General features: G+C 65.0%; 18 protein-coding genes. 13 read left to right on the top strand and 5 right to left on the bottom strand.

Features of this window, described 5'->3' with window-relative positions; all coding sequences use genetic code 11:
• Window positions 1-31: 31 nt before the first annotated feature.
• The 6 genes from mtrB to secA all read left to right on the top strand — a co-directional run bounded on the left by mtrB (window position 32) and on the right by secA (window position 8,442).
• The gene (gene mtrB, locus CKV91_RS07290) at window positions 32-1,498 is read left to right on the top strand and encodes an MtrAB system histidine kinase MtrB (RefSeq protein WP_197691387.1); all 1,467 of its coding nucleotides are present in this window, start codon (window positions 32-34) and stop codon (window positions 1,496-1,498) included.
• Window positions 1,495-3,555 (top strand): LpqB family beta-propeller domain-containing protein, encoded by a 2,061-nt coding sequence (locus CKV91_RS07285; RefSeq protein WP_065860638.1) that lies wholly within the window; start codon window positions 1,495-1,497, stop codon window positions 3,553-3,555. The genes mtrB and CKV91_RS07285 overlap by 4 nt, the downstream gene beginning before the upstream one ends.
• A 231-nt stretch (window positions 3,556-3,786) precedes the next feature.
• Entirely contained in the window at window positions 3,787-4,548 is a 762-nt protein-coding gene (locus CKV91_RS07280) for a ComF family protein (RefSeq protein WP_065860639.1), read from the top strand.
• A 176-nt stretch (window positions 4,549-4,724) separates the two neighbouring features.
• The gene (hpf, locus tag CKV91_RS07275) at window positions 4,725-5,336 is read left to right on the top strand and encodes a ribosome hibernation-promoting factor, HPF/YfiA family (RefSeq protein WP_021103477.1); all 612 of its coding nucleotides are present in this window, start codon (window positions 4,725-4,727) and stop codon (window positions 5,334-5,336) included.
• 61 nt (window positions 5,337-5,397) lie between these two features.
• Complete coding sequence (locus CKV91_RS09415; RefSeq protein ID WP_157738758.1) at window positions 5,398-5,559, top strand: hypothetical protein; 162 nt, start codon at window positions 5,398-5,400, stop codon at window positions 5,557-5,559.
• A 141-nt stretch (window positions 5,560-5,700) separates the two neighbouring features.
• Window positions 5,701-8,442, top strand: a complete 2,742-nt coding sequence (gene secA / locus CKV91_RS07270) for a preprotein translocase subunit SecA (protein ID WP_459208474.1) — start codon at window positions 5,701-5,703, stop codon at window positions 8,440-8,442.
• A gap of 215 nt (window positions 8,443-8,657) precedes the next feature.
• On the opposite strand, the gene CKV91_RS07265 is transcribed toward secA, so the two are convergent.
• A complete protein-coding gene (locus tag CKV91_RS07265; protein WP_157738756.1) occupies window positions 8,658-9,266 on the bottom strand; it encodes an Rv3235 family protein in 609 nt (202 codons plus the stop codon).
• A 188-nt stretch (window positions 9,267-9,454) separates the two neighbouring features.
• On the opposite strand from CKV91_RS07265, the gene CKV91_RS07260 reads away from it, so the two are divergent.
• Window positions 9,455-9,943 carry a DUF6912 family protein gene (locus CKV91_RS07260; protein ID WP_065860641.1) on the top strand — a complete coding sequence of 163 codons (489 nt, stop codon included), beginning with the start codon at window positions 9,455-9,457 and terminating at the stop codon, window positions 9,941-9,943.
• A gap of 305 nt (window positions 9,944-10,248) precedes the next feature.
• Here the strand turns inward: CKV91_RS07260 and CKV91_RS07255 are convergent, their stop codons facing one another.
• Complete coding sequence (locus tag CKV91_RS07255) at window positions 10,249-10,722, bottom strand: DUF2505 domain-containing protein (protein WP_065860642.1); 474 nt, start codon at window positions 10,720-10,722, stop codon at window positions 10,249-10,251.
• Between the two features lie 338 nt (window positions 10,723-11,060).
• Between CKV91_RS07255 and CKV91_RS07250 the strand changes: the two genes are divergently transcribed.
• Together CKV91_RS07250 and trpS are read left to right on the top strand one after the other, a co-directional pair.
• Window positions 11,061-11,915, top strand: a complete 855-nt coding sequence (locus tag CKV91_RS07250; RefSeq protein ID WP_065860643.1) for a PHP domain-containing protein — start codon at window positions 11,061-11,063, stop codon at window positions 11,913-11,915.
• A 236-nt stretch (window positions 11,916-12,151) separates the two neighbouring features.
• Window positions 12,152-13,240, top strand: a complete 1,089-nt coding sequence (gene trpS, locus CKV91_RS07245; RefSeq protein WP_065860644.1) for a tryptophan--tRNA ligase — start codon at window positions 12,152-12,154, stop codon at window positions 13,238-13,240.
• A 395-nt stretch (window positions 13,241-13,635) separates the two neighbouring features.
• On the opposite strand, the gene CKV91_RS07240 is transcribed toward trpS, so the two are convergent.
• A complete protein-coding gene (locus tag CKV91_RS07240; RefSeq protein WP_411791891.1) occupies window positions 13,636-15,405 on the bottom strand; it encodes a DEAD/DEAH box helicase in 1,770 nt (589 codons plus the stop codon).
• Window positions 15,406-15,781: 376 nt separating this feature from the next.
• Between CKV91_RS07240 and CKV91_RS07235 the strand changes: the two genes are divergently transcribed.
• Complete coding sequence (locus CKV91_RS07235) at window positions 15,782-16,576, top strand: hypothetical protein (protein ID WP_036957533.1); 795 nt, start codon at window positions 15,782-15,784, stop codon at window positions 16,574-16,576.
• Between the two features lie 71 nt (window positions 16,577-16,647).
• On the opposite strand, the gene CKV91_RS07230 is transcribed toward CKV91_RS07235, so the two are convergent.
• Both CKV91_RS07230 and CKV91_RS07225 read right to left on the bottom strand, forming a co-directional pair.
• On the bottom strand, window positions 16,648-16,875 hold the full coding sequence (locus tag CKV91_RS07230; protein ID WP_023035230.1) for a DUF3107 domain-containing protein: 228 nt from the start codon (window positions 16,873-16,875) through the stop codon (window positions 16,648-16,650).
• Window positions 16,876-17,026: 151 nt separating this feature from the next.
• Window positions 17,027-17,875: a PP2C family protein-serine/threonine phosphatase gene (locus CKV91_RS07225; RefSeq protein ID WP_065860645.1), complete on the bottom strand. Its 849-nt coding sequence runs from the start codon at window positions 17,873-17,875 to the stop codon at window positions 17,027-17,029.
• A 188-nt stretch (window positions 17,876-18,063) separates the two neighbouring features.
• Between CKV91_RS07225 and CKV91_RS07220 the strand changes: the two genes are divergently transcribed.
• From CKV91_RS07220 to nudC, 3 genes are read left to right on the top strand one after another with little or no spacing between them, the layout of a single operon-like run.
• On the top strand, window positions 18,064-21,462 hold the full coding sequence (locus CKV91_RS07220; protein WP_065860646.1) for an ATP-dependent DNA helicase: 3,399 nt from the start codon (window positions 18,064-18,066) through the stop codon (window positions 21,460-21,462).
• On the top strand, window positions 21,459-24,713 hold the full coding sequence (locus CKV91_RS07215; protein WP_095141003.1) for an ATP-dependent DNA helicase: 3,255 nt from the start codon (window positions 21,459-21,461) through the stop codon (window positions 24,711-24,713). Before CKV91_RS07220 ends, CKV91_RS07215 begins: the two co-directional genes overlap by 4 nt.
• Window positions 24,710-25,729, top strand: coding sequence for an NAD(+) diphosphatase (nudC, locus tag CKV91_RS07210; protein WP_095141002.1), 1,020 nt, complete (start codon window positions 24,710-24,712; stop codon window positions 25,727-25,729). The genes CKV91_RS07215 and nudC overlap by 4 nt, the downstream gene beginning before the upstream one ends.
• The last annotated feature ends 315 nt before the right edge of the window (window positions 25,730-26,044 follow it).

Raw genomic sequence — 26,044 nt, 5'->3', positions numbered from 1 at the left:
GTCCCTGCCGCTGCGGATGATTGCGATCACCCTGTCGCTCGCCCTCATCGTCCTGGTGGCAGGTGGCATGTTCCTCATGCAACGAGTCGGTGACGGGATCCTCACCGCCAAGCGACAGTCGTCGGTGGCCGAGGCGACGGCAGTCGTCAACCGGATGCAGACCGAGCTGGAGGGCACCGATCTGCGCACCTCGAGCCTGTACGAACGGCTCACCCAGCTCGCCGACGAGGCGGCCAGCCCCACCGGGCACTACCACATCATCATCCAGGGCTCGGTCTCCGGACTCATCTCGGCAGGCGTCTCGGCGGACTCCGTGCCGCAGAACCTCATTGACACCATCGCCTCCTCCGACGGGGTCTTCGTCACACCCACCACCCTGAGATTCACCGACACCTCCCGTGGGCAGATCCCCGGAGTCGTCGTGGGTACGACGCTGTGGGTGCCGGGTCAGGACATGCGGATTCCCATCTACTTCCTGTTCCCACTCGAGCAGGAGGTGCACACCCTGACGACCATCAAGGGGGTGGTGGCCCTCACCGGAGTTCTCATCGTCATGGGTCTGGGATTCACGACCCTCCTGGCCACCCGGGCGGTGGCCAGTCCCATTCGCCGGGCTTCCGGGACGGCACGTCGGCTCGCCGACGGGCACCTTGATGAGCGCATGCCGGTGCACGGTACCGACGACCTGGCGAAACTCGCCACTTCGATCAACGAGATGGCTGCCCAGCTGCAGGGCAGGATCGTCGACCTGGAACAACTCTCCACCCTGCAGCAGCAGTTCGTCTCCGACGTCTCCCACGAGCTGCGCACCCCTCTGACGACGGTGCGGATGGCTGCCGACGTCATTGCAGACCAGATGGACGAGGCAGACCCCGCCGCGCAACGATCCGCCCACCTGCTCATGACCCAGCTCGACCGGTTCGAGGACATGCTCAGCGACCTGCTCGAGATCTCACGCATCGACGCCGGCGCGGCGACCCTGGCCCTTGAGGAGGTCGACATCGTCGATCTGGTGCAGGCAGAGGTGCAGGCCGCCCAACCCCTGGCCACGAGGATGCACACCCAGCTACGAGTGCACGTCTTCTCCGGAGCCACCGCGGAAATTGACGCCATTCGAGTGAGACGTATTCTGCGAAATCTGCTGTCAAATGCCATTGAATATTCAGAATGTCGTCCCATTGACGTCACCGTGGGGTATGACCTGCATGCCGTGGCCGTGACGGTGCGGGATCATGGTGTCGGCCTCGAGGCGTGGCAGGTGGACAAACTGTTCGGCCGCTTCTGGCGGGCCGATCCCTCGCGGGTGCGCACCGTCGGTGGTACCGGTCTGGGTCTGGCCATCTCACATGACGACGCCGAGCTGCACGGCGGACGTCTGGAGGCGTGGGGCAGACCAGGTGACGGTGCCCAGTTCCGACTCACGCTGCCACGACGCCGGGGAACCGAGCTCACCTCCTCGCCACTACCACTGGTGCCCTCCGACAGGCAGGAACCATGAGATTCACACGCCCCCGAGACCAGCACGAGACCCCCAGAACCTCTGCCGACCGAACTCGTCCCGACAGAGTCCGTACCGACCTCACGTGTGACACCGGCGGCTGCCACGGTACCGGCGCCTGTCTCCACACCGGAACCTGCCACCACACCGGCGGCTGTCACCAGACAAGTGCCGATGATCCGTCGCTGCCCATCGCCCACCGGGATCTCTCCTGCCGATCGGTGCTCTCCCGTCGATCAGTACTGGGGGCCGGGGTGGGGGCTGGAGCCCTCGCCCTGACGGGATGCGCCGGTGTGCCCACCGAAGGCCCCGTCGAGCGGGTCAATTCCCCCGGCCCGGCGGCAGGCCAGGACCCCATCGACGTCAATCCGCGTCCCCCCGAGCCCGGAGCCAGCCGAGAACTCATCGTGGCCGGATTCCTGCAGGCCATGTCGAGCTCCACCGACGCCTACCGCAGCGCCCGGGCATACCTCACCGACGAGGCCGCCCAGCACTGGGACCCGCACGCTGGCGCGCTCATCTACGACTCCGAGTTCCACAAACCCACCGTCGACGACGACCGGGCCGTGCTGCACGCACCCCTCATCGCCACCCTCGACGCGAGCGGGCACCATGACCTGCGCGGGCACGGATTCCTGGATCACGACTTCGCCCTGGTCAAGGTGGCGGGGCAGTGGCGTGTCTCGGCTCCGCCCACCGGGCTGTTGCTGTCGTTGTTCGCCTTCGAGCGTGGCTACCACACGATCTCCATCTACTTCCTGGGGAGGGTTTCCGGTCTCGTCGCCCCCGACGTCATCCACCTTCCCCAGGCGGAGGCCAACCCGACCAATGCTGTGAAGGCCCTGCTGGCTGGGCCGCCGAAGGGCGGAGCTGCCGCTGACGGATCGGAATCCATCTGGTATTCTGGCATACCGAGTTCTGTGGAATTGTCGTCGGAATCCATCAGCATTGACGCCAATGGTGTGGCGACGGTGCCGTTGAATGCCCGAGCCGCACGGCTTTCCCCCGATGAACTGCGCGTCATGGCGGCACAGTTCACGTGGACCCTGTCACAGTTCTCCCAGGTCTCCCGGGTGCGATTCACCGCACGCGGCGTCCCCCTCACGCTGGCCGACGCCGCCGAGGACGGCACCGTCTCCCTCGACCTGTTCGCCTCGATGGCAGCCTACGAGAACCATGACAAGCTGGCCGTCACCGTCGTCAGAGGTGGCACACTGCAGTCGCTGGTCAGCGACGAGACCTTCCGCCCGCTCAGCGGCAGTCTCGGCACCCTGCGCCCCAGCGCTATTTCACCCAGCGTTATTTCACCCAGCGCCATCTCATCCAGCACCGCTCCCTCTGGCGCCATCCCATCGGCCACCCCCGACCACCAGTGGGCACTGGTCGATCAGCGCAGAACCGGCCTGTGGTGGTGGTGCACTGGTGCTCGCACGGCACGAAAACTGGCCAGCGGTACCGCGATGGTGCGTCCCCAGATCACTCGGGACCACACGATCTGGACCGCCGAGGACACCGGCTCCGTCACCCCCGTCGTCCACGCGGTGACCCCGGCAGGCAGGCCGAGACCGGTGAATGCTACGGCCCTGCGTCGTACGAGGATTCGCGCGTTCAGCATCTCCCCGGACATGACGCGCATCGCCTTCATCCTCGGGGAGGGAGAGGGTTCCCGGTTGGCGATGTCCACCCTGGGCAAGGATTCCTCGGGAATGCTGGTCATTGGCCAGCCCGAGGTGCGTGTCGTCGCCGAGATGGACCCGGGCATGACGATCGCCATTGACGTGGGGTGGATCAGCCAGACCAAGCTCATGGTCATCGCACGATCCGCCGTCGGTGCATCGGGGACGCCGTTCGAGTTGTGCTGCGACGGTGCCGAGGTGACGCCGGTGGGTCAGCTCACCGGTGCGAACATGGTGCAGTTGGCCACCGTGGCATCCGCCGACACTGTGTCGGCCGTCGTCATGACCGAGAGCGGGCACGTGCTGCGCTACGAGTACCGGTATCGCTGGACCCAGCTCGGTGAGGACGCCTCGATCACTGCCGTCGCCCTGAGCGGATAGTCGCCCTGAGTGGACAGGGGTGTGGCTGACCGACAGGACTGGACAGGGGTGCAGCCTGCGTGGCCGGGTGTGGCCGGGCGTGGAACAGGACGGTACGGATGGGGCGACCACCCTCGGGTGGGGTGCCCGCAGTGTGGGTTGTCCACAGCTCCTTCGAGCACCTCGGGAGCGTCGTCCACAGATCGACGAGCTGCCTGGTTCCTGGCAGTGCCACTGGCGACGATGGAGGGCATGAGGATTCTTGAGAGCCTGGCGGATCTGCTGCTGGGAGCCTGCTGCCCCGGATGCCATACACCCGGGGTGGGGCTGTGCGAGCAGTGCGTGGCAGCCGTGCGTCCAGCACCCCGCATCATCTGTGACGGGCCACCGCCGGTGGTGGCGTGTCTGCCGTATCGCGACCCCATCCCCAATGTGGTGACGGCCTACAAGGATCGTGGTGCCGGCTGGCTCGACGAGACTCTCGGCGGTTGGCTTGCCACCGGACTCGGCCCAGTCCTCACTGCCGATGAGCAGGTGCCGCGGGTCGTCCCCATGCCCTCCGATCCGGCTGCGGTGCGACGCCGCGGTGCCGATCATGCTCGCGACCTGGCCCAGGCAGCAGTTCGCAGGTGTGGGGAAGCTGCCGGTACGCGGGCTGCGGCGCGTCGAGTCCCGGGTCGAGGAGATGCGAGGCAACTGGGAGCAACCCGGCACAGACCGGACGGCCGGAGGCTGGCGAGCCTGGTACCTCGCGGCAATGACGTGGTGGTCCCACTGCTCAAGCGCACTCGGCACGTGCGCGACCAGCTGGAGGTGTCACACGAACGCCGCGCCGCCAACCAGGACTCGTCGATGCAGGCAGTTCCCGGGCACGGCCCGGTCGTCGTCATCGACGACGTGCGCACCACCGGGGCGAGCCTGGCCGAGGCCTGCCGTGCCCTCACCGAGGGTGGGTACCAGGTACGGGCAGCGGTGGTGCTGGCCGACGCGCAGACACCGCATCGGTGGGCCTGAGCCGGACGGGTCTGTGACGAATCCCTGTCGTGGAGGGGGCTCTTGAGCTAACGTTGCATCCATGCACGGTTGACACCGGCGATTTCGCTCCTCGAGGTCGAGGGGCGTGCAGCCAGCCGCAGCCGTGTTCGTCACTCGCCGGGTAATTCCGGCACGACTCCACCAAGGAGGATGCCATGGATGTCATCGTTTCGGGTCGCCACTGCCACGTCAGTGATGATGTGCGCTCCCAGGTCGAGGACAGACTGCTCGCCGTGGACAAGATCAGGGATCGCGTCACCCGTGCCGAGGTCGTCTTCACCGCCCAGAACGTCAAGGGATCTCCCGACCAGGCCATGACCTGCGAAATCACGCTGCGTTCCCGTGGACCAGTGGTTCGCGCCGAGGGGCACGCCGAGGACAAGATGGTGGCCTTCGACAAGGCCGCCGACCGGTTGCGCACCCAATTGGTCAAGGCCGCCGACCGCCGTCGCAGTCGTCGCGGGTTGCGCGTCTCCCAGATGCTCGACATTCCCGAGGAACCTGCTGGTGAGGAGCGGGACATCATCCCCACCCGCACGATTGCCGGCGACGTCGAGGTGACCGGGGACGGCCCCCTGTACGTCAAGGAGAAGGTGTTCCGCACCGAACCGCTCACCCTGGCCCAGGCACTTGACGAGATGGAACTCGTCGGCCACGACTTCTTCCTCTACGTCGATGCGGAATCCGGCCGTCCGAGTGCGGTCTACCGCCGCCGCAAGGGGTACAACTACGGCGTCATCCACCTGGATGTCGACAAGGAGAAGTGACGTCGGGGCGAGAAGTGAATGATCCATCGGGGGTCAGCCGGGGAAACCTGGCCGGCCCCCGATGATTGACCTTGAGGCGTTGATCGACCCCGACGTGCTGACTGCCCCCAAGACGCTGGTCGGCCCTGACACGCTGACCGCCCCTGATGCGTCGAGTCAATCCCATCGAGATGGCAGAAAGACTGCTGCCAGCGGCGATTTCCATGCGAAGAACCGTCGATGATGGAAGAATGCCACGATGTTGCCGGCGTCAGTCGAGAGGATTGACGAGCGTGACACATTGGGTTCAGGTGAGAAGTGCCCCTAGGATGGCTGAGGTGCACGTCGTGCACCTTGAACATGTTTTCGAGTTAGGACACCCGTCGTGAAACTGTTGGACCGCGCACTGCACGCCGGAGAAGGCAAGATCATCCGTCGCCTCAACCGGATCGTTGGCCAGGTCAACAGCATCGAGGACGACTACGTCGCCATGAGTGATGACGAGCTGCGTGGCCAGACCACTGACTTCAAGCAGCGCCTCGACAACGGCGAGGACCTCGACCACCTGCTTCCCGAGGCGTACGCAACGGTGCGCGAGGCCTCCAAGCGGGTGCTCAACAAACGTCACTTCGACGTCCAGATCATGGGTGGTGCCGCCCTGCACCAGTGCAACATCGCCGAGATGAAGACCGGTGAGGGCAAGACCCTCGTCGGTCTGCTGCCGGCCTACCTCAACGGTCTGTCGGGCAAGGGCGTCCACGTCGTCACCGTCAACGACTACCTCGCCGAGGTGCAGTCGGAGCAGATGGGACGCGTCCACCACTTCCTCGGACTCGACGTGTCGGCCATCCTCTCCCAGATGAGCCCCGCCGAACGCAAGGAGGCCTACAAGGCCGACGTCATCTACGGTACGAACAACGAGTTCGGTTTCGACTACCTGCGCGACAACATGGCCTCCAGCCTGGACGACTGCGTGCAGCGTGGCCACCACTACGCCATCGTCGACGAGGTCGACTCGATCCTCATCGACGAGGCCCGTACCCCGCTCATCATCTCCGGCCCCGCCGAGGAGAACAAGCAGTGGTACCCCGAGTTCGCCCGCATCGCCACCTCGCTGCGTCGCGACGAGGACTACGAGGTCGACGAGAAGAAGCGCACCGTCGCCGTCCTCGGCCACGGAATCAGCGTGGTGGAGGACCGGTTGGGCATCGAGAACCTCTATGAGTCGGTCAACACCCCACTCATCGGCTACCTCAACAACGCCATCAAGGCCAAGGAACTCTTCCACCGCGACAAGGACTACGTCATCATGGACGGCGAGGTCCTCATCGTCGACGAGCACACGGGCCGCACCTTGGCAGGACGCCGGTACAACGAAGGTCTGCACCAGGCCTTGGAGGCCAAGGAACACGTCGAGATCAAGGACGAGTACCAGACCTTGGCGACGATCACCCTGCAGAACTACTTCCGCATGTACGACAAACTCGCCGGCATGACGGGTACCGCCAAGACCGAGGAGTCCGAGTTCCAGAAGATCTACGGTCTGGGCGTCATCCCGATCCCGACGAACCGGCCCATGATCCGCAAGGACCAGAAGGACCTCGTCTACCGCACCGAGCAGGCCAAGTTCGACGCCATCATCGCCGACGTCGTGGAACGTCACGAGTCCGGGCAGCCGGTGCTCATCGGTACCGCCTCGGTCGCCAAGTCCGAACTGCTCTCCGAGTCCCTCAAACGCGCTGGCGTACCGCACAAGGTGCTCAACGCCAAGCATCACGAGGCCGAGGCCGCCATCGTCGCCCAGGCTGGACGACTCGGGGCGGTCACCGTGTCGACGAACATGGCCGGTCGTGGTACCGACATCATCCTCGGTGGCAACCCCGAGTTCCTCACCGAGCTGGACCTGCGTGAGAGGGGCCTGGACCCCGTCGAGGACGAGGAGGCCTACCAGCAGGCGTGGGAGAGCACGCTGGCGAAGTACGAGGAACAGTCCAAGGCCGAGCACGAGAAGGTCACCGAACTGGGTGGGCTCTACGTCGTGGGCTCGGAGCGTCACGAGTCGCGGCGCATCGACAACCAGCTTCGTGGCCGATCCGGCCGTCAGGGCGACCCGGGGGAGTCGCGATTCTACCTGTCGGTGCAGGACGAGCTCATGCGCCTGTTCAAGCCCGAGATGCTGGACCGTGCCATGGTGACCCTCAACGTCCCCGACGACGTTCCCCTGGAGTCCAAGTGGTTCACTCGCCAGATCGAGAGCGCCCAGAAGCAGGTCGAGGCGCAGAACTTCGAGATGCGAAAGAACGTCCTCAAGTATGACGACGTCATGAACCGTCAGCGTCACGTCATCTACGCCGACCGCCGCAAGGTGCTCGAGGGGGCCGACGTCGAGTCCGAGCTGCGTGCCACGACCAATCGCGTCGTCGAGGCCTGCGTACGCCAGTACACCGAGGGCTACGCCGAGGACTGGGACCTTGATACCCTGTGGCACGAGATGGGGCAGGTGTACCCCGTGGAACTGCCGAAATCCGAGTTCCATGACTGCGACGACGCCGACGAGCTCGTCGAGGCCTTCACCGACGACGCCCAGGGTGCCTACGACGGTCGGGAACAGGCTCTGGGCGAGGACACCATGCGTGAGCTGGAGCGTCAGGTGCTGCTCACCGTCCTGGACCGCAAGTGGCGGGAACACCTCTACGAGATGGACTACCTGCGCGAGGGAATCGGTCTGCGTGCCATGGCGCAGCGCGACCCGCTGGTGGAGTACCAGCGTGAGGGTGGCGAGATGTTCACCTCGATGATGGACGCCTTCAAGGAAGAGGTCGTGGGCTACCTGTTCAATCTGGAGATCCAGAGCCCGGCCCAGCAGGTCGGTCTGGTGACCGACGAGTCCGGTGAGCCCGTCACCGGTGCCTCGATGAGTGCCGGGGTGCCCTTGGGCAAGGGCTTGGAGCACCACGAGGAGACCGAGCTGAGTTACAGCTCTCCCGATGAGTCCGGCGAGGTCAGCAAGAGCGAGGCCAAGCCCAAGGACAAGCCATTCGCCAATGTGGGACGCAACCAGAAGTGCCCGTGCGGTTCCGGCAAGAAGTTCAAGAACTGCCACGGCGCGCCTGGCCGGGTGAACTGAGTCGGACCTACCGACGCACGGCGTCCGGCTCGGGACGCCGCTCTGCCTGACCTCCACCGGCGCCCGGTGATCGCTCCCGCCGGTGGCCCGTGACTGAAGTTCAGGGCGCTGGACCCCGGGGCAGGATCACCGTGGGGCACTGGAGTTCACGGTCCCGGAGACCCCCGGTGGGGCCACCGTACGGCGTGGGTTACCGGGGTCTCGGCCGTGGATCGTCACCGCGACGGCGCCGAGATGAGCTGCTCGACACCACGGTTGCGCAGCAGCTCGGTCCACGTGACCCGCCACGTCCGGGAGCCGCGGAGCGTGAGGGCCAGGGCAATTCGGTGCTGCTGGATCTCGAGCATGACGACGGCGTTGATCGTCTCGTCCCGACGTTGGATGAGGGGTCGACCGATCTGCACCACGGTGTTCCATCCCGCACCGCGCGGCCACTGTCTGATGTCCTCAACCGCCTGGACAGTTGCAATCCGGCGCAGGTGCGACATGGGACGTCGGCCACTGACGCACTCCACGATCACCCGGGTGGCAGTGAGCACCAGACGAGCTGCTGCCACGGGAGCTGAGGTCGATGGTCGGCGAGCACTGTGCAGTGCGACGACGTTGCTCGCAGGACCGCGGCCGTCATCGCCGGTGCGCGTGTCACGCGACTCGTCCGCGACGAGGTCGTCAACGCCGTCCGTCATGTCGGGCAGCATCGGATGGGGCGCGAGGTCGACCGGGTGAGATGTCGTGGGAACGTCACCGGATGGCAGCCAACTGGGCAGTTGACGCAGCTCCATGCCGGATTCGCGTGCCAGAAGGGATGAATCATGGATCGTCACGCTGCAAGCTCACACCGTGAGACCCATGAGAGGCCAGAGCCGAGTGGAAATCTGTGGACAACGTCCCGGATCCGGAAAATGGACCTGTGGAGACATGCGTGTCCACTCGTGGAACACTGGTGCAGTGCCTCGCACATGTTGGTCAAGCCGGTTACCGTTGAGAAGTGTCACATCATCATGGAGGCGTCATGTCTGATCCAGCAGAAATAGTGTTCGTCCCGGCCAGCGCAGCCGGGGCCCGAGCCATGGTGCAGCACGTCTCCGAGCAGGTTCAAGCCTTCACCGTCACCGACGAGCTGCGCGCCATCCTCGACGTTGACGGTGACGAGGAACAGACCGAACGAGCAGCCATGATCATCGCATCGGTCCAAGGCCTTGCCCGGTACGGCCGACGCCTGGTGCTCGTTGCCCATGTGCCGCCGTCGGTCATGGGCGACAACGAGGAGCATGCCAATGGGGGAGTGACCCTCACCCAGCTGGATCCCAAACAGATCACGGCGTGGTTCAGCGACGAAACCCTTGACGTGACCGCCGAGGCCGCCGAGGCGGTACGCGGCATGATCATCGACGACGCCTGGAACGACGTGCTCGTGCAGTCCCTGCTCGTCGAGCACGAGATGTTGTGGCATGACATCACCGAGGAATTGCCAGATCCCACCACCGACCCGTGGGGCTGAGCACGGGCACACTGGCTGGTACGACCGGCGTCCATCGAGATCACGACTGGACTGCCGTGGCATGCAGAGCCCTGACGCCTTGCCGTGCACCCCGCCGGAGGCACCACTCACCGCCAAGGCCATGCAGTGCCGTGACGCCGCCGGGCAGGGCTGCCGGACGGCGTCAGCAGCGTCACGTCGCAATCAGTGTCACGTTGCGTCCGTCACCGCCGGGCCCGCTGCCCAGCTCTGTGCAGCCACCGTTCAGTCACCGCTCAGCCACGGGAGGAATTCACCACGGTGCCCCGCCATGCGGCGAAGGACTCTCAGTGCGAGGCCAGCCAGGCGTCGCCTGCCTCCTGCTGGGTCCTGAAGGCTGCAGTGGCGTAGGGGGCAGCCTTCTTCTCGAGCTTCTTGCCAGCCAGCGGGATGGAGATCGAGAACGATCCATTGCAGGTCACGATCGTTCCCGGCCCGCCCGCTGCAACGTGCATCCTGCCCTCGGCCTTGGCCGGCACCCCGGCGCGCTTCATCGTCATGGTCGCCGTGCGGCTGCCGTCGGAGGCCGGAGCGTCCCACACCAGGTCGTGGTGCATCTGCAAGGTCTCACCGATGAACTTCTGTGCCTGGCTGGGGGTGGGGGTTGCCACATCGAGGGACACGTCATCCCCGGTGCGCTGCGCATGGGAGACGGTGGCATTGTTGCGGTGGTACACATCGGTCCACCAGTCCGGGTCGCTCATCATCTCGATCACGCGATCCGGGGTTGCTGAGTACTCAGCAGTCATGTTGATATCCATGACATACATTCTTGTCACAGCGTCCAAATCGATCCAGATCTGCAGTCCAGCCCCGGCGGGGTCGGAAAGATCCACCCGGATTCGCAGGTCCGGCCTGGTGCAGGGCGTGGCCTGCGAGGTGCGGCACGGCGGGGCGAGGAGCCGTGGACACAACGCTGGAAACCTCGCCCGACCACGATCCCGAGACTAGAATCGAGACAGCTGTCATGGCCTTGCCCTTGGGGAGGACAATGGACGTGCCAGCATGCGGCACGTTGCCAGTGACGTCCCCACCACACCGGGGCCTGCCGAGTTGGTGATGGTGACTCGCAACCCGAGGACGGCGCTAGGAAGCTGATATGTTCATCGATCTGCACACCCATTCCTCCATCTCGGATGGCACGGACTCGCCGACCCGGCTCGTCATGCGCGCGGCCGGGGTCGGGCTGGACGTCATCTCCCTGACGGACCATGACACCTTCGACGGCCTTGAGGAGGCCCATGCCGCCGGTGGACGATTCGGCGTCAAGGTGCTGCCGGGCATCGAGATCACCTGTCGAGAGAAGGACGTTGACGTCCACCTGCTGGGCTACGGCTGCCATCCCGACGATGCGCAGTTGGGTGCCGAACTGGAACGCACCAGGGCGTCACGGTTGGGCAGACTGCACCGCATCTGCCAGAAGCTCACCGACCTGGACATGCCGCTCACCGTTGAGGAGGTCATGCGATATGCGGGCACCGCCCACAGCCTGGGACGCCCGCACGTGGCCGATGCCATGATCGCCAAGGGATACGTCAAGGATCGCGACGAGGCCTTTGCCACGTGGCTCTCACACGACTGCCCGGCCTATGTGCGTCGCTACTCGATCGACCTGGCCGACGCCATCACCCTGGTGCGGCAGGCCAAGGGGGTGGCGGTGCTGGCCCATCCGTGGGCACGTGGCGCCGATCGAGTGCTCAGCCCCGAGCGGATCGCCGGGCTAGCCGCTGATGGCCTGGAGGGCATTGAGGTGGATCACAACGAACACGGTGCCCAGGTCCGTCGTATGCTCTTCGACCTCGGCGGTCGACTGGGGTTGATCCGTACCGGATCCAGTGACTACCACGGCACGGGGAAGAAGGGTCACGAGCTGGGGTGCAACACCACTCGGGAGACCGCCTACCGCGAGATCTGCACCCGTGTGCAGCTGCGCGGCGGCCACCTCATGTGGTGACTCGCCGGGCGGTGCCGGGGCCGCCGATGGACCGGGGCAACTCCACGGGGACTGTTGCGGCCGTCAACCCTGGGGCCGCACGGGCGACGTGCCCGGGGTGACGCACCTCGCGCTGCTATGATCATGCCCATGACCGACGCCGTGGCGGCCCCTGTGCCTGGCCCGGCGCACGATGTGAGTGACACCGCCCCACCGGCGTCGAATCCTCGTCGGACGAGGGGCGAGGAAAGGACACCATGACTGATCGTGAGACGGTGGGGACCCATGAGGCCACCGTGGCCCGTTCCCAGCAGCGTAGCGACAAGGTCGAGGCCGATCTTGCCGTGCATCCGGATCGCTGGCGAGTCCTCACCGGGGATCGTCCCACCGGCAAGCTGCACATCGGTCACTACTTCGGCTCCTTGGTGAACCGCGTCCGGCTGCAGAACATGGGCCTGGACTCCTACCTCGTCATTGCCGACTACCAGGTGATCTATGACCGGGACGGCGTGGGTGCAATCCAGGAGAACGTCCTGTCCGGCCTGGCCGACTACCTGGCAGTCGGCATCGACCCGCAGCGCACGACGATCTTCACCCACTCCGCACTGCCCAGCCTCAACCAGCTGCTGCTTCCCTTCCTGTCACTGGTCACCGATTCCGAGCTGCGCCGCAACCCCACCGTCAAGGACGAGTTGGCCAATTCCGACCGCCCGATGTCCGGGCTCATGCTCACCTTCCCGGTTCATCAGGCCGCCGACATCCTGTTCTGCAAGGCAAATGTGGTGCCGGTGGGGGTCGACCAGCTGCCTCACATCGAGGTGACTCGCCTCATCGCCCGCAGGTTCGACGAGCGCTACGGACGCGTCGACGCGGAGCAACCGGTGTTCCCCGAGCCGGAGGCGCTGCTGTCGGCCACCCCGCACGTCCTGGGCCTCGACGGCACCAAGATGAGCAAGTCACGTGGCAACACCATCGAGCTCGGGATGAGTGCCGACGAGACGGCCAAACTCATCAAGAAAGCCAAGACCGATGCCGATCGGCACATCACCTTCGACCCACAGAATCGTCCCGAGGTGTCCAACCTGCTGCTGCTCACCGCGCTGTGCGAGGACGCCGATCCGGCGGACATCGCCGAACAGATCGGTGACGGCGGATCGGGCACCCTCAAGAAACGACTCACCGAGTCCCTCAACGAGTACTTCGCGCCGATCCGTGCCCGGCGAGCCGAGCTCGTCAGCGACAAGACGTATCTGCGCCGCGTGCTGCATGAGGGCAATGAGCGGGCCAGCGCCGTCGCCGACCAGACCTTGGGCGAGGTGCGCGAGGCCATGAGGATGGTCTACTGAGCCGGCTCACCAGGGAGCTGGCTCGCTGAGGTCAGCTTGCCACGGCGGGGGCCAGGCTCGGACACGCTCTGACGCGTCAGTCAGGCCGCGTCGATGCCGGCGGTGCGTTGATTGCCGGAATGGCCCGAAACCGTCGCAGAGCACCGGGTCGCAGGCGACTGGATCGCAGAACACTGGAGTCGGCGCAGGGCCTAGCCGCAGCAACCATTGGCGACGGGCGGTCACACCACTATCGGTGCCGGGCAGCGGCCCATCGATCATGTGAGGGCCTATCGGCCATGTGACAAGGGGCACCACTGCCTCGGTGAGCGCCAGACCGCCCTGCGCAGGCAACCAGCGACAAGCTGACCCCTGCGCAGGACGAGTGCCTGGGCGCAGGAGGAGTACTTGGTCGATCAGTGGCCCCTGGGACGACGAGCCCGCCGGGTGCGCCGAGTGTCCGCCGAGGTGCCGCGGTCCTGGTTCGAGTTCGACGCGCTGGCTGCCGAGGATCGTGCCCGGGTGGATCGTCTCGTCGGTCGAGAGCCGGTACGTGCAGATTTCCGGTCGGTGCCACTCGCATGACCTGACGTGCTGGAGGCGGGGTGGGGAGCCGAGGTGTGCTGCTCGGAATCGACACGTCGAGTGCGCCTCTGGGGCTCATGGCGGGGGCGACGGTGGTCGGTCCCGCGGGCTCGACGACGCCTGGTCCTCCCGGCTCCAGCGGCACGGGAACCGGCGGCGGGCGTGGTCCTGGTGGACGTGGTGGGGTGTTGCTTGGTGGCGGAGGACGCCCGGGCCGGATCGGTGACGGCCCTTGACTCAGCAGTCTCACCGGCTCGGGAACGGGTTGTGGGAGCCTGGACGTCGCTGCCGGTTCTGCGGGGCCGCGAACTCGCCGAGGCTGCTGGAGCCGTCCCGGCGGCCTCGGCGTCCCGTTGCACCACCACGCCGTTGCGGCGGCGTGTGCGCTGACGCTTGGGTCGGTTCTTCGTACCCCGTGTCTTCGGCCCCTCGCGACGGCGTCCTCGGGTATGGCTCTCGTCGCGGGAATGCCTCGGTTCGGCACCGGGCAGGCGGCCAGTGGCGTCCTCGGGAATGGCGAGGTCACTGAAGAGGTGCGTGGAGGTGGAGTACGTCTCCACCGGCTCATCGATACCCAGCCCCAGAGCCTTGTTGATGAGCTTCCAGCGGGTGAGGTCGGGCCAGTCCACTAGGGTGACCGCAATGCCCTTGGCGCCGGCGCGTCCGGTACGTCCGATCCGGTGCACGTAGGTCTTCTCGTCGTCCGGGCACTCGTGGTTGACGACGTGCGAGACGCCGGTGACGTCGATTCCGCGGGCCGCCACGTCGGTGGCCACCAAGACCTTCGCCCGCCCCTCGCGGAACCCCTTGAGAGCCCTTTCCCGAGCCACCTGGTTGAGGTCACCGTGAATGGCACGGGCCGGGAACCCCCGGTCGGCGAGATCGTCGGCCAGACGCTGGCAGGCCCGCTTGGTGCGACAGAAGATGATCGTCTTCTCGACCTCGGAGGACTGCAACAGTCGCGAGATGATCTCGATCTTGTCGAGTGGATGCGCCTGGTAGACGTACTGGGTGGTCTGTGGCACCGTCGCCTGGGAGTCGGCCCCCTCCGCCCGGATGTGCACCGGATGGTTGAGCTGGGCGCGGGCCAGGGACATGATCGCTGCCGGCATGGTGGCCGAGAACAGCATCGTCTGGCGGCTGGTGGGGCAGTGGCCGAGCAGTTTCTCCACGTCGGGAAGGAAACCGAGATCCAGCATCTCGTCGGCCTCGTCCAGCACGACGATCGAGCAGCTGGTGAGGTTGAGATCCCTGCGACCGACGAGGTCCAGCAGGCGGCCCGGGGTGCCGACGACGACGTCGACCCCGCGTTTCAGCGCGTCGATCTGGGAGTCGTAACCGACGCCACCGTAGACGGTGAGCACCCGGGCGCCACGCACGCGAGCCGCCGTGTCGATGTCGCGGGAGACCTGGAGGGCGAGCTCGCGCGTGGGGCACATCACCAGGGCCTGGGGCAGACGGCTGCCCGACTGCGTCCAGCCCTCGTCACCGGGCAGGACGATGCGTTGCAGGGCAGACACGCCGAAGGCCAGTGTCTTGCCCGTGCCGGTGCGAGCCTGACCGATGAGATCGGTGCCGCTGATGGCGATGGGGATGCTCATCGCCTGAATGGGGAAGGGCGAGGTGATACCGGCGTCTGCCAGCCCCTCACAGATGTCGGCTCGAACCCCCAGGTCGGCGAATGTCTGGTTTTCTGAAGTGTTGTTCGTGGTCAGTGTCGTGGCCTCTTCGTGCGTGGACCCGCCAAGGTCCTGTGTCGTGCGCGGGCCGGTTGGCCCGGGATGTGTGCAGGCCCGTCAAGGCCCGATGTCGTGCATGGACAGCACCCGGTGAGGGTTTGGTGTCCGGGAGAGGACGGGACTCGCAGGGTGTTATCCGCGTGCGAATTCATGTCCTCGGGTGGTATTGACGGCTTGTCAATCGAACACACCGAGAGCGATTCTACCGTTCCGAGCCGCAGAGCCCTAGCCTGAAGGGGTGGCAAGCTTCGACACCGCCCCTTACGCGGCAGCAACGACGTTCTGGTCCATCGTCTGTTCCAGTGCGCTGACCCAGTTGGGTTCCGTGGTCTCGGCAATGGAACTGTGCCCAGCCCTCGCCGACCGTTTCCTCATCGCCGATCGTGCCAAACAACTGTGTGAGGTGCTGGACGAGGCTCGTCCACAGGTCGATGAGATCGGTGGTCTGCGTCGTGTGGAGCCGATGATCTCCTCGGTCGTCAGCTACGTCCCAACGACGACGTGGGTCCAGGCCTTGCTGCGAGACCACATCCTCTTCGGGCTGCAGCGCGACTTCATGACCCAGGTGGCCGATCGCATCGATCCCCTCATGCAACCCCCGGAGTCCACTTGGGCACAGTTCTTCGCCCATGCCGAGGGGCGCAGGGCCCGGTTGGACGCCACACTGCGCAGGATCCTTGACGCCGACACCCAGGGAACGGATCGCCACGCTGATTCCCAGGACGTCACCAGCCCCGTACAGATGGACCAGACGGATCGGCACGAGGGCTCCTCGCCGGACTCCGGTGAGGATCGTGACGACGAGGAAACCCTCGGCAGCGGGATACGTGCCGAGGCCTCGGTCTTCGCCCGACGCTATGTGGGTGAGGTGCTGTCGGTGGCGCAACGTCTGGCAGCCGTCGAACAAGATCTCACCGTTGCGCTCACCGGCCGGGACCAGGACGACGATGACATCAACGCCGTCAACGAGATCATGGCCGATGTGCTGCACAGGAATGACGACCGGCTTGCCGATCTTGGACTGGAGCCGTGATCGCCACCGGCGAGCACATCGACCGTGGACTCACCGAACAGGTGCTGGCGCACCAGCCCTGACCACCGTGGTCACAGTGTGCCGAACCCGACCTTGTGGGGATTGGCCTCGCCCAGATCGACATAGCCGATGGACCGCGACGGAATCAGGACCCGGCGACCCTTGGAACCGGCAAGGGCGAACACCCCGTGCTCCTCGGCCAGTGCAGCACGCAGCTGTGCCTCGATCTCCTCGGGGGTCTGCTCGACGTCCACGACGATCTCGTGGGGCATGTCAGTGATACCAATCTTGATCTCCATGCCTACAACCTAGTCGCACTCACGGGCGACCGGGAAAATCGCGCTCATGGCGCAGCAGCTCAGCCACGGTGGGGCGAGGCCATCCTGGCCGGGACAGGGTTCGCACGGGGGCAGGGTTCTCCAGACGGCGGGAGCATCACCGGAGTGTGCTTCAGGATTCGTCGGTGAGATGGACGCAGGCCACTGTCGCATTGTCGTGACCGCCACAGGAGAGGGCATGACGGACGAGCCCCTCGGCAATCGTCTGGGCGTCCTGATGTGGCCCGGTGCCATGCTGGTCGATGTGGCTCACCAGGGCTGCCAGATCGGCAGGGTCTGCGGCATAGTTCCACACCCCGTCACTGCACAGCAGCAACCATCCCGACCTGGTGGGTTCGTAGGCGACGACACGTGGGGTGATGTCGGTGGCCCGTGCCCCGATCCACTTGGTGATGGCGTGTGCCCCGGCACCATGCTCGGCACGATCCCGCGGTACACCCATCTCTATCTGCATCTGGGCCACGGAATCGTCGGTGGTGAGTCGAACTGCCTTGCCGTCGCCGGGAAACCAGAACGCCCGAGTGTCTCCGATGTTGGCCACCACCACGCGCGAGGGGCCGTGTATCGCCGCGGCCACGGTGCAGGCTCCCACGGGCTCACCGTCACTGGTGACGATGCGTTCGTGGGCCAGGTCGAAGGCACCGGTGAACAGGGCAATCGTCGCATCGTCGCCGGTGGGAAGGCCGTCGCCCAGGGCGTCGGTGAGGTGCTGACAGATCGTCGTCGCAGCGATGTGCGAGGCGCGTTCGGCACCCGGGGTGGAGGAGACCCCGTCCGCCACGACAACCACCCAGTAGGGGCCGGAGGGGGCGAAGTCGATGCCTGCATAGTCCTGGTTCGTGGCGTGCCGCAGGCCAATGTCGGTCGCCAGACCGATTCTCGCGTCATCGGGCACCGCCGCCCCGCGGTACAGACGCTCACGGGTGTCATGCCGAGGATCGTCGTCCTGTGGCATGGGCATGTTCTCCTCCTTGCACGGCAACGGTCGGGGGAACCAGTGGTTGGCCCTGCGTGCGCCTGGATGACGAATTGTGGGTGACGGACACAGTGTAGAACGTGAGTTGGGCTGAGTCAGTTTCACCGGCGACTCTGGCGAACGTACCAGAGTGCTGCAAAAAATGTCTCACCCCTTCTGGTTTCATGAATGTCATGGACATTGAACTCACTGCGCAACAGCAGAACGCTGTTGACGACGACTCCGCACTGGTGCTGATCCTGGGCGGTCCGGGTACCGGGCGTACCACCCTGTGCCTGCACAAGGCGGTGTCCTTCGTCGAGGCCGGGCACCGGCTTGACGAGGTGCTCATCCTCGCGCGCAGTCGGGCCACCGCACAGGCACTTCGGACCAGACTTCTCCTGCAACTCGATGGTGCCCACCTACGTCCGCAGGTGATGACGGTGCATGGATTCGCTCGGAGCCTCGTCATGCCCAATGCCATGATGCCGCAGGCCAGGGAGTCGTCCGAGGGCGATTCAGCAGCTGCCCATCTGCTCACCGCACCGGAACAGGAGTCACTGCTACGAGACGTCATTGACGCGGCAGATCGTTCCGAATGGCCCGCGCAGTTCCAGGCCGCCTGCCACGACGCGAAGTTCATCTCCGATGTGCGGTTCATGGCCGCCACCATCAGTCAGGCTGGTGTACGAGGTGCCGAGCTGGCAGCCCAAGGGCGACGATTCCGGCGCGACGACTGGCGAGTCACCGGCGAGATCCTCTCCGAGTACGAGCACCGGCTCGCCGAGTCCGGGGATTTCGACTACACCGGGCTCATCCATCGGGCAATCGACGTGCTGAGCAGTCCGACGCGACGTGCCGAGGTGCGCGAGCGGATCAAACTCGTCATTTGCGATGACGTCACCGAGGTCGATCACTGCCAGACAGTGCTGTTGGGGCAGCTGAGCGGGGCGGGCATCCCCCTGTTCCTCACCGCTGACCCGGACCAGACGATCGGCACCTTCCGTGGTGCGCAGTCTGGACGCATCGACGGGTTCCTCGACGAACTCACCGGTCATGGGCGGCAACCTGCCATTCACCACCTCACCACCGACATGCGGTGCTGTGGAGATGTGCACGAGCTGGTCGAGAGGGTACGAAGCCAACTACCCGCCCAACCCACCGTGGACCTGCGGCAGATGCCGTCGGAACGCTGGTCGGGGGGCTCCGGGACATGTGAGTACCTCGAGGAATCCAGCAAGGCACGGCTGGCACGCTCCATTGCACGGCGCTTGCGCCGAGCCCACCTATATGAAGGAATCGCCTGGGAACAGATGGCCGTCCTGGCCCGCAACGGTTCGGACGTGGATGTCCTGGCCACCTTGCTGGCTGCTGAAGACGTACCGGCTTATCGGAGTTCCCAGGACGTCGTCCTGTCCGAGGTGCCAGCCGTCCGTGAACTGATCGTCGGGTTGCAGGCCGCCATCGATCTGGCCGAGGGATGCGATGATGACTACGAGCGACGCATGGTGGATCGTCTGCTCGACAGCCCCTTGTCGGCGACGACCCATGAACAGGTGCATCGGTTCCGTGCCTGGCTGGCTGTTCATGGTGGCTCGGTGAACTGGGCGGAGCTGACGTCCCTGCTTCGATCCAAGAAGGCAGCAGATGTCGATGTGCCTGGTGCGCCGGGAAACCTGCCAGAGGCTCCACACGAGCCCCGGCACGTCGACGATGGCTCTGACACCATTGCCTCGGGAGAGGACGCATCCACTTCTCAGACCTCGGAAACCACTGATTCCCGCGATTCCGAGGTGCCCATCCTCCCAGCAGAGTTGCGTCGTGAACTTTCCGGGGTGAGCGCCCTCATCCGTCGTATCGACATGGCTGCCGTGAATCTCAGGAAGAACGGACCGGTCGACGTCTCCCTGTGGCGAGTGTGGGGTGGTGAGAGCGCCCCCAATTCCACGCTGCAGACATGGCCAGACGTCCTCAAGCAACGAGCCCTGGACGCCGACGCGACGGCCAACCGGGAGCTCGACGGGTTGTGCGCCTTGTTCGACATGGCTGGACGACATGGTGAGCACATCGGCACCCACGGAGCTCGTCAGTTCATTGCCGAGGCCCTGTCCGAGCAGACCCCCGCGGACCGGAGCCGGGAAACGGATCGCGATCGCAACGGGGTGTGCATCATGACCGCCCATCGTGCCAAGGAGACGCAGTTCGACCTCGTCGCCCTCTATGGGCTGGAAGAACAGTCGTGGCCCGCGATGAACCTCACGGGGTCCATGACGGGCGCGGATGTGTGGTCACCGGACGGGCCGCTGCCGCCCCGAGACTGGTCCGAAACCCTCCAGTCGGAACGACGGTTGTTCCTCACGGCATGTTCCCGAGCGCGGCACGTCGTGGTGCTCACCGCCGTGCGCAATGACGAGGAGGGAATCCTCCCATCCAGGTTCCTCACCCCGGTGCGTGACCTGTGTCAAGAAAATGATGACCGGGAGCAGGCTCGGAGCAGTGCGGCACTCGGACATGAGAACCTCACCAGCCTGGTCGCAGACTTGCGGCGCAGTGCCGCCGATGACCAGCTACCCGTCACCCTGCGCAGACACGCAGCTCGTCAACTGGCATGGTTGGCCGCCCAGAAGAAGGATGATCACCCCCTTGCCGTCCACGCAGATCCTCATACATGGTGGGGGTCGGGCATCGACCCCGCACGACAGGGTGGTGAGACGGCCGACAAACCAGACGTGTATCTCTCACCGTCACATGTGGGGGAACTGCTCGACTGTCCCAGACGATGGTTCCTCAGTCGCCGACTGGGCGCCTCGGGCCCGATGTCTGCCAAGGCCCAGGCCGGTTCCTTGGTGCACCGGATCGCTGAGGAGAATGCCGAGCACTGGTGTCTCGAACGTGCCATGGATCAGTTGGACGCTGAATGGACAACACTGTCCTTCGACTACGCATGGGAGTCCCACGTTCTCCTCGAGAACTGTCGCGAGGGACTGCGCCGACTCGATGCCTGGCTCGTGAAGAGCAGCCAGCGTGAACTGGTGGGCACGGAGGTGCCCATCAAGCATGTCTTCGACCTGCCCAGCGCCATGGTGCACGTCGCGGGAAGTATTGATCGTCTGGAACGAGACGAAGCCGGAAACCACATCGTCATCGACTACAAGACCGGTTCTCGGCCGCACGAATCGATGAATCCCCATGTCATCCAGGTGGCCATCTACCAGACCGCACTGGCAGAAGGGTATGGGGGCCGCAAACCAGCCGACGTGGGGCCTGCTGAGCTCGTTTACCTCATGGATGAGCCCCACAAACGTGGCGGAGAGGCCAGGGTGAGATCCATCTCACCGGTGGGAGACGAGCCATGGGCACGTGGTGCTGTCCTCACGGCAGCGGCAGGGTTTCACGACTGGGTCCGGTACTACCTCGACAGGGCGGCTCGGGTCGTCCTCGGCGTGGAACGCGCGGCAGTGACGAATCACGGCTGTCAGTTCTGCCCAGTTCGTTCCGGGTGCCCGGCTCTCGTCCCACCGGATCCGGCCGTCGACGTGTCGAGAGAATCTGAGGTCCGCACAACGTCTGGTTCGCAGGAGAAGGAGTCATGATGAGCACGAATGGCTCGATGCCACGGCCCACCGCCGAGATGCTGGAGCAGATGACGGAACTGTTCGGCTTTCGCCCCTCCACCGAGCAGGCCATGGCAATAGCTGCCCCGCTGGAGCCGTCAGTCATCATTGCCGGAGCTGGCACCGGGAAGACGACGGTCATGGCCGCGCGAGTGACCTGGCTCGTCGCCAAGGGATTGGTGCGAGCGGACCAGGTTCTGGGATTGACCTTCACTCGCAAGGCCACTGCAGAGCTGCGTACTCGGGTGGGACGCAACCTCACCAAGGCTGGTCTCCTGCAGCCGGACGACCAGGAACCGACCGTCCTCACCTACGACAGCTTTGCCGCCAATCTGGTCTCTGAGTTCGGGGCATGGATCGGCGTCGATCCAGCGACACGACTCATCTCGGACGCCCGCTGCGTCCAGGTGGCCCTGGACGTGCTGCACGATCCCGAGAAAGTTCCGCCTCGCGCCGGACAGGTGACAGCCCGATCGATAGCGCAGGGCGTCCTCTCGCTGTCCGAGCAGGCCTCATCGCACGCAGTGTCGATGGACGATCTTCGTGCCGCCAATGACGCGTGGCGCCAACAACTTGACCAGGCTGCTCCCAGGAAGAACGGCGAGCCCTACGTCGACGTGGTCAGGGCCCAGAACGCGGCGGAGCAACGCGATCAGCTGATGTGGTACGCACAGGAATATCGGAACCGTCTTGCCGAACGGGGTTTCTTCCGGTTCTCCGACCGTCTCAACCAGGCCATCCAGCTGGTTCGAGACTTTCCACGGATCGGCCAACAGATACGGTCTCGGTATGCGGTGGTGCTGCTCGATGAGTACCAGGACACCTCGAGCTCCCAGGCACGTCTGCTGGCGAGTCTGTTCAGCGGTTCGACGCCGGAGAACGGCAGGGGCCATGCCGTCACGGCAGTGGGTGATCCATTGCAGGCCATCTATGGCTGGCGTGGAGCTGCCGCCAACAACATCTTGGACTTCCCACGACACTTTCCCCACCGTGACGGGCCGGACGCGTACGACAATGGTCAATACTCGTTGACCCAGAATCGGCGTTCGAACCAGACCATCCTTGACTGTGCCAATGCCATTTCCGAGGGCATCAGATCAGATCCGAAGATCGGAAATGTTGTCAAGCAACTGCGAGTCCCCGAAGATGAACATGCCGGGGGAGAGGAATCACCTCTGCCGGTGGACATGCCAGTGCAGGTGCACACCTTTGACACCTGGGAGCAGGAATGTGAGGGCGTCGCAGACCAGATTGTCGAGGCTCATGAACGTGGCACGGTTGGTCGGTGGAAGGACATCGGCGTCCTCATGCGCACGAATGCCAAGATTTCCGATCTGTACCTTGCCTTGAGTGCGCGTGGTGTGCCGGTGTGCCTGGCGAACCTGTCAGCCCTGTTGCGAGTACCCGACATCGCCTTGATCTACAGCCATCTGCGGCTCCTGGTGGATCGGCGTGACAATGAGGCTCTGGCAACCCTGTTGACCGCACCGAGATGGGGACTGACCACGAAGGAGCTCGAACGGTTGCACGAGCGCGCCAAGGCGATTGCGCTGCATCGAGAGCGGTCGAGTGACGGCAGCGATCCCCACGCCCATCCCGACGTCTTCCTCGTCGACGCCGTGGACGATCCCGGGTTCATTGCGGACGAACCGCACCTTGCTCGCACCATCGCCGGGGTGAAACGTGAGATGACATTCATCGAGTCCAGCGCAGCGGACTGCCCCGACGACCTGGTGCTGCGTATTGCTGCTGTCACCGGCCTCAATGTCGACATTGCTGCCGATGAGCCGGATCGTCGCGATGCTCGACGCCGGCACGTCGATGCCTTGTGGCGCGAGGTTCGTGACGTCTGTACCGATGACTCGACGATGGGCCTTGTCGAGGTCGTGGAGTGGATGCGCATCGAGGACGATGAGGGCAAGGGCCTTGACCGAGAACTTGTCGATCTTCCCGATGCCGTGGTCATCGCAACGGTCCATGCGGCGAAGGGGCTGGAGTGGCCGATGGTTTTCCTGCCGTTCATGGTCGACACCGTTTTCCCCAGCAAAAGATCCGGCGACAATTTCGCCACCCAGGCGGCGGCAATTCCCCCTCAGGTGCGTGGCGACTCCGATGCAATACCCTTGCCGGTCTCAGGTCATCATGACGCGTTGAGGAAATATGACGCAGAGCGCAGGAAGAGTGCCCGCTCCGCAGAGGATCGCCTGGCATATGTTGCCGTGACACGGGCCAAGTCCCGGCTCATCGTCTCGTGGCACAAATGGGAGTCGGGCATCGTGCGGATGCGTCATCCCAGCGCCTACCTCACCACCATTCATGACACGATCGTGGCGATTCAGGAACAGGTCCTGGAGCAGTGCCCCCAGGATTCCCCGGATCGACAGCAGATCGTGAGCCGCTACGAGCAGATCGTCGCATCGCTGGATGAGGAGGACGTGGCTGCGCCGACCGGCAGCGATCTACCCGTTGGACGACAGTGGCCGCAGATCGCGTATCACGATGATGTGGCAGTTCGTCGTCTGGTGACGGAATGGATTGCCGAGGGCCCAGAGGTCGTGCTTCCGAGCCTTGACGATCCGGACGACGCTGACGTGGCCGATCAGTGGAAACATGATGCCGAAGTGCTCATCAACGAGGAACGACTGCGTCGAGAACACGTCGACGACCTTCCCACCTCTTTGACCACCTCACAGCTCATGCAGATCGACCAGGACCACGAAGCATTCCTGGACCGGCTGCGCCGACCGATGCCGCAGCCGGTCAGCCGGGGGGCAACCGTGGGTTCGGTGTTCCATGAGTGGGTGTGCCACCGGTTGCGGCCCGATCTGTACCCCGTTTGGGAGCTCGCCCCAGGCGTCCCGGAACGAACGATCCAACACCTGCAGGATCAGTTCGAGACCAGTGCATGGGCACGGCTGAAACCAGTTGACGTGGAGGAACCCTTCGCCCTCAATCTCGCTGGGCACGTGGTGCGAGGCCGGATGGATGCGATCTTTGCCGATCCGCAGGTCGACGGCGGATTCATCGTCGTTGACTGGAAGACCTCACGGCCCGGCAAGGCCGATCCGATCCAGCTGTCGGTGTACCGGCAGGCATGGGCACAGGCCCTGGCGATTTCCCCGAATCGAGTTCGTGCGCTGTTCCACCACGTCGGTGACGGAGTCGATGCTGAACCCGCACAACTGTGGGACACAGAAGAGCTGAGCAGGGTTCTAGACTCACGGTCATGACGACGTTCTGCACCCCGAGTCTTGACCGACGCTCCGAGAGTCGTGACGATCCAGCCGTCGTGGCCCAGTTGTGGGATGGACCGAGTGCCCGACTGCTCCTCGTCGACGGCGATGACCAGGTACTCTTTGCCGGGGACCACTCCGACAAGCCGGGACGTCTTGTCGGAGTGCCCACCGTGGGGCCACGTGACGATCAGCGCCAGCACCTCCTTGGTGTTCGCAATGGTGTGGCCTGGTTTACCCAGCGGGTCGAGGACCTCGGTGCGGTGATGGGCCAGATGGATGATGCTGGTGGGGCGAGTCCATTCGGCAGATCCGATCAGGGCTCACACTCGACGTCGGCATCATCGGCTCAGGGGTCGTGGGATGTCGCCCGGCCGGTTGCCGCACGTCAGGCAGCGCTGGATCGCTCCGACCAGGAACTGCTCTGGTCGGCGTTGGCACTGCTCGCCTGGCATGAGAGTGATCCCACGTGCATACGGTGCCACGGGCGTACCGTCGTCACGGTTGGTGGTCCCAGCCGGCGTTGTGTCGACTGTGGTGCGCTGGTGTTCCCGCGCACCGATCCGGCGGTGATCGTCGCGGTGCTCGATGACGACGATCGTCTCCTGCTCGCCAGGCAGGCCACGTGGGACCCCGGACGGATGTCTGTCGTGGCCGGATTCATCGAGGCGGGGGAGACGGCTGAACATGCCGTGGCACGAGAGGTTCGGGAAGAGACCGGCCTGGACGTACGCGCCGTGCGCTACCTCACCTCACAACCGTGGCCATTCCCACGATCGCTCATGCTCGCCTACGTGGCCAGAGCCACAGGTGAGGTTCGGGTGGACGGCGTCGAGCTGGCCGAAGGCGGTTGGTACACCACCGACGAGGTACGCCGACTCACGGCATCCGGGGCCATGGGCATGCCCTCGCCGATCTCGGTGGCGCGTCGTCTGGTCGAGGCGTGGCTGCACGATGCGTTGCCTGCCCCGGAGAGTGACGTGGGTCTTCCCGTGGTCGTGGGCCAGTCGTGACCGTGGGGATCGAGCAATGGGCATGGGGGAGTGACGTCGCCGCCACTGATGGGGACCGGAACGTTGAGGGGTTCTGGTGTTGACTGGGACATTGGACACTGATGTTGCTGGGGGCACTGATTGGGTACAGGTGCTCACTGGGACGTTGCCGGGATCTGGTGCTGGTTGGGCCACTGGAGGTACTGGTGCTGACGGGGCACGGTTGCCGGAATTCAACGGGGGCCTTGGCACGCAGCTGCATGCAGGGGTCTCACACTGCTCCAGGTTTCCCCGTGTCAGTGATTGGTGCACGCAGCTGCATGCAGAGGCCTCACC

The sequence above is a fragment of the Cutibacterium granulosum genome, from assembly GCF_900186975.1.
GTDB lineage: Bacteria > Actinomycetota > Actinomycetes > Propionibacteriales > Propionibacteriaceae > Cutibacterium > Cutibacterium granulosum.
The sequence above is the reverse complement of the archived record's forward strand: the minus strand, read 5'-3'. Positions and strand labels throughout refer to the sequence as shown.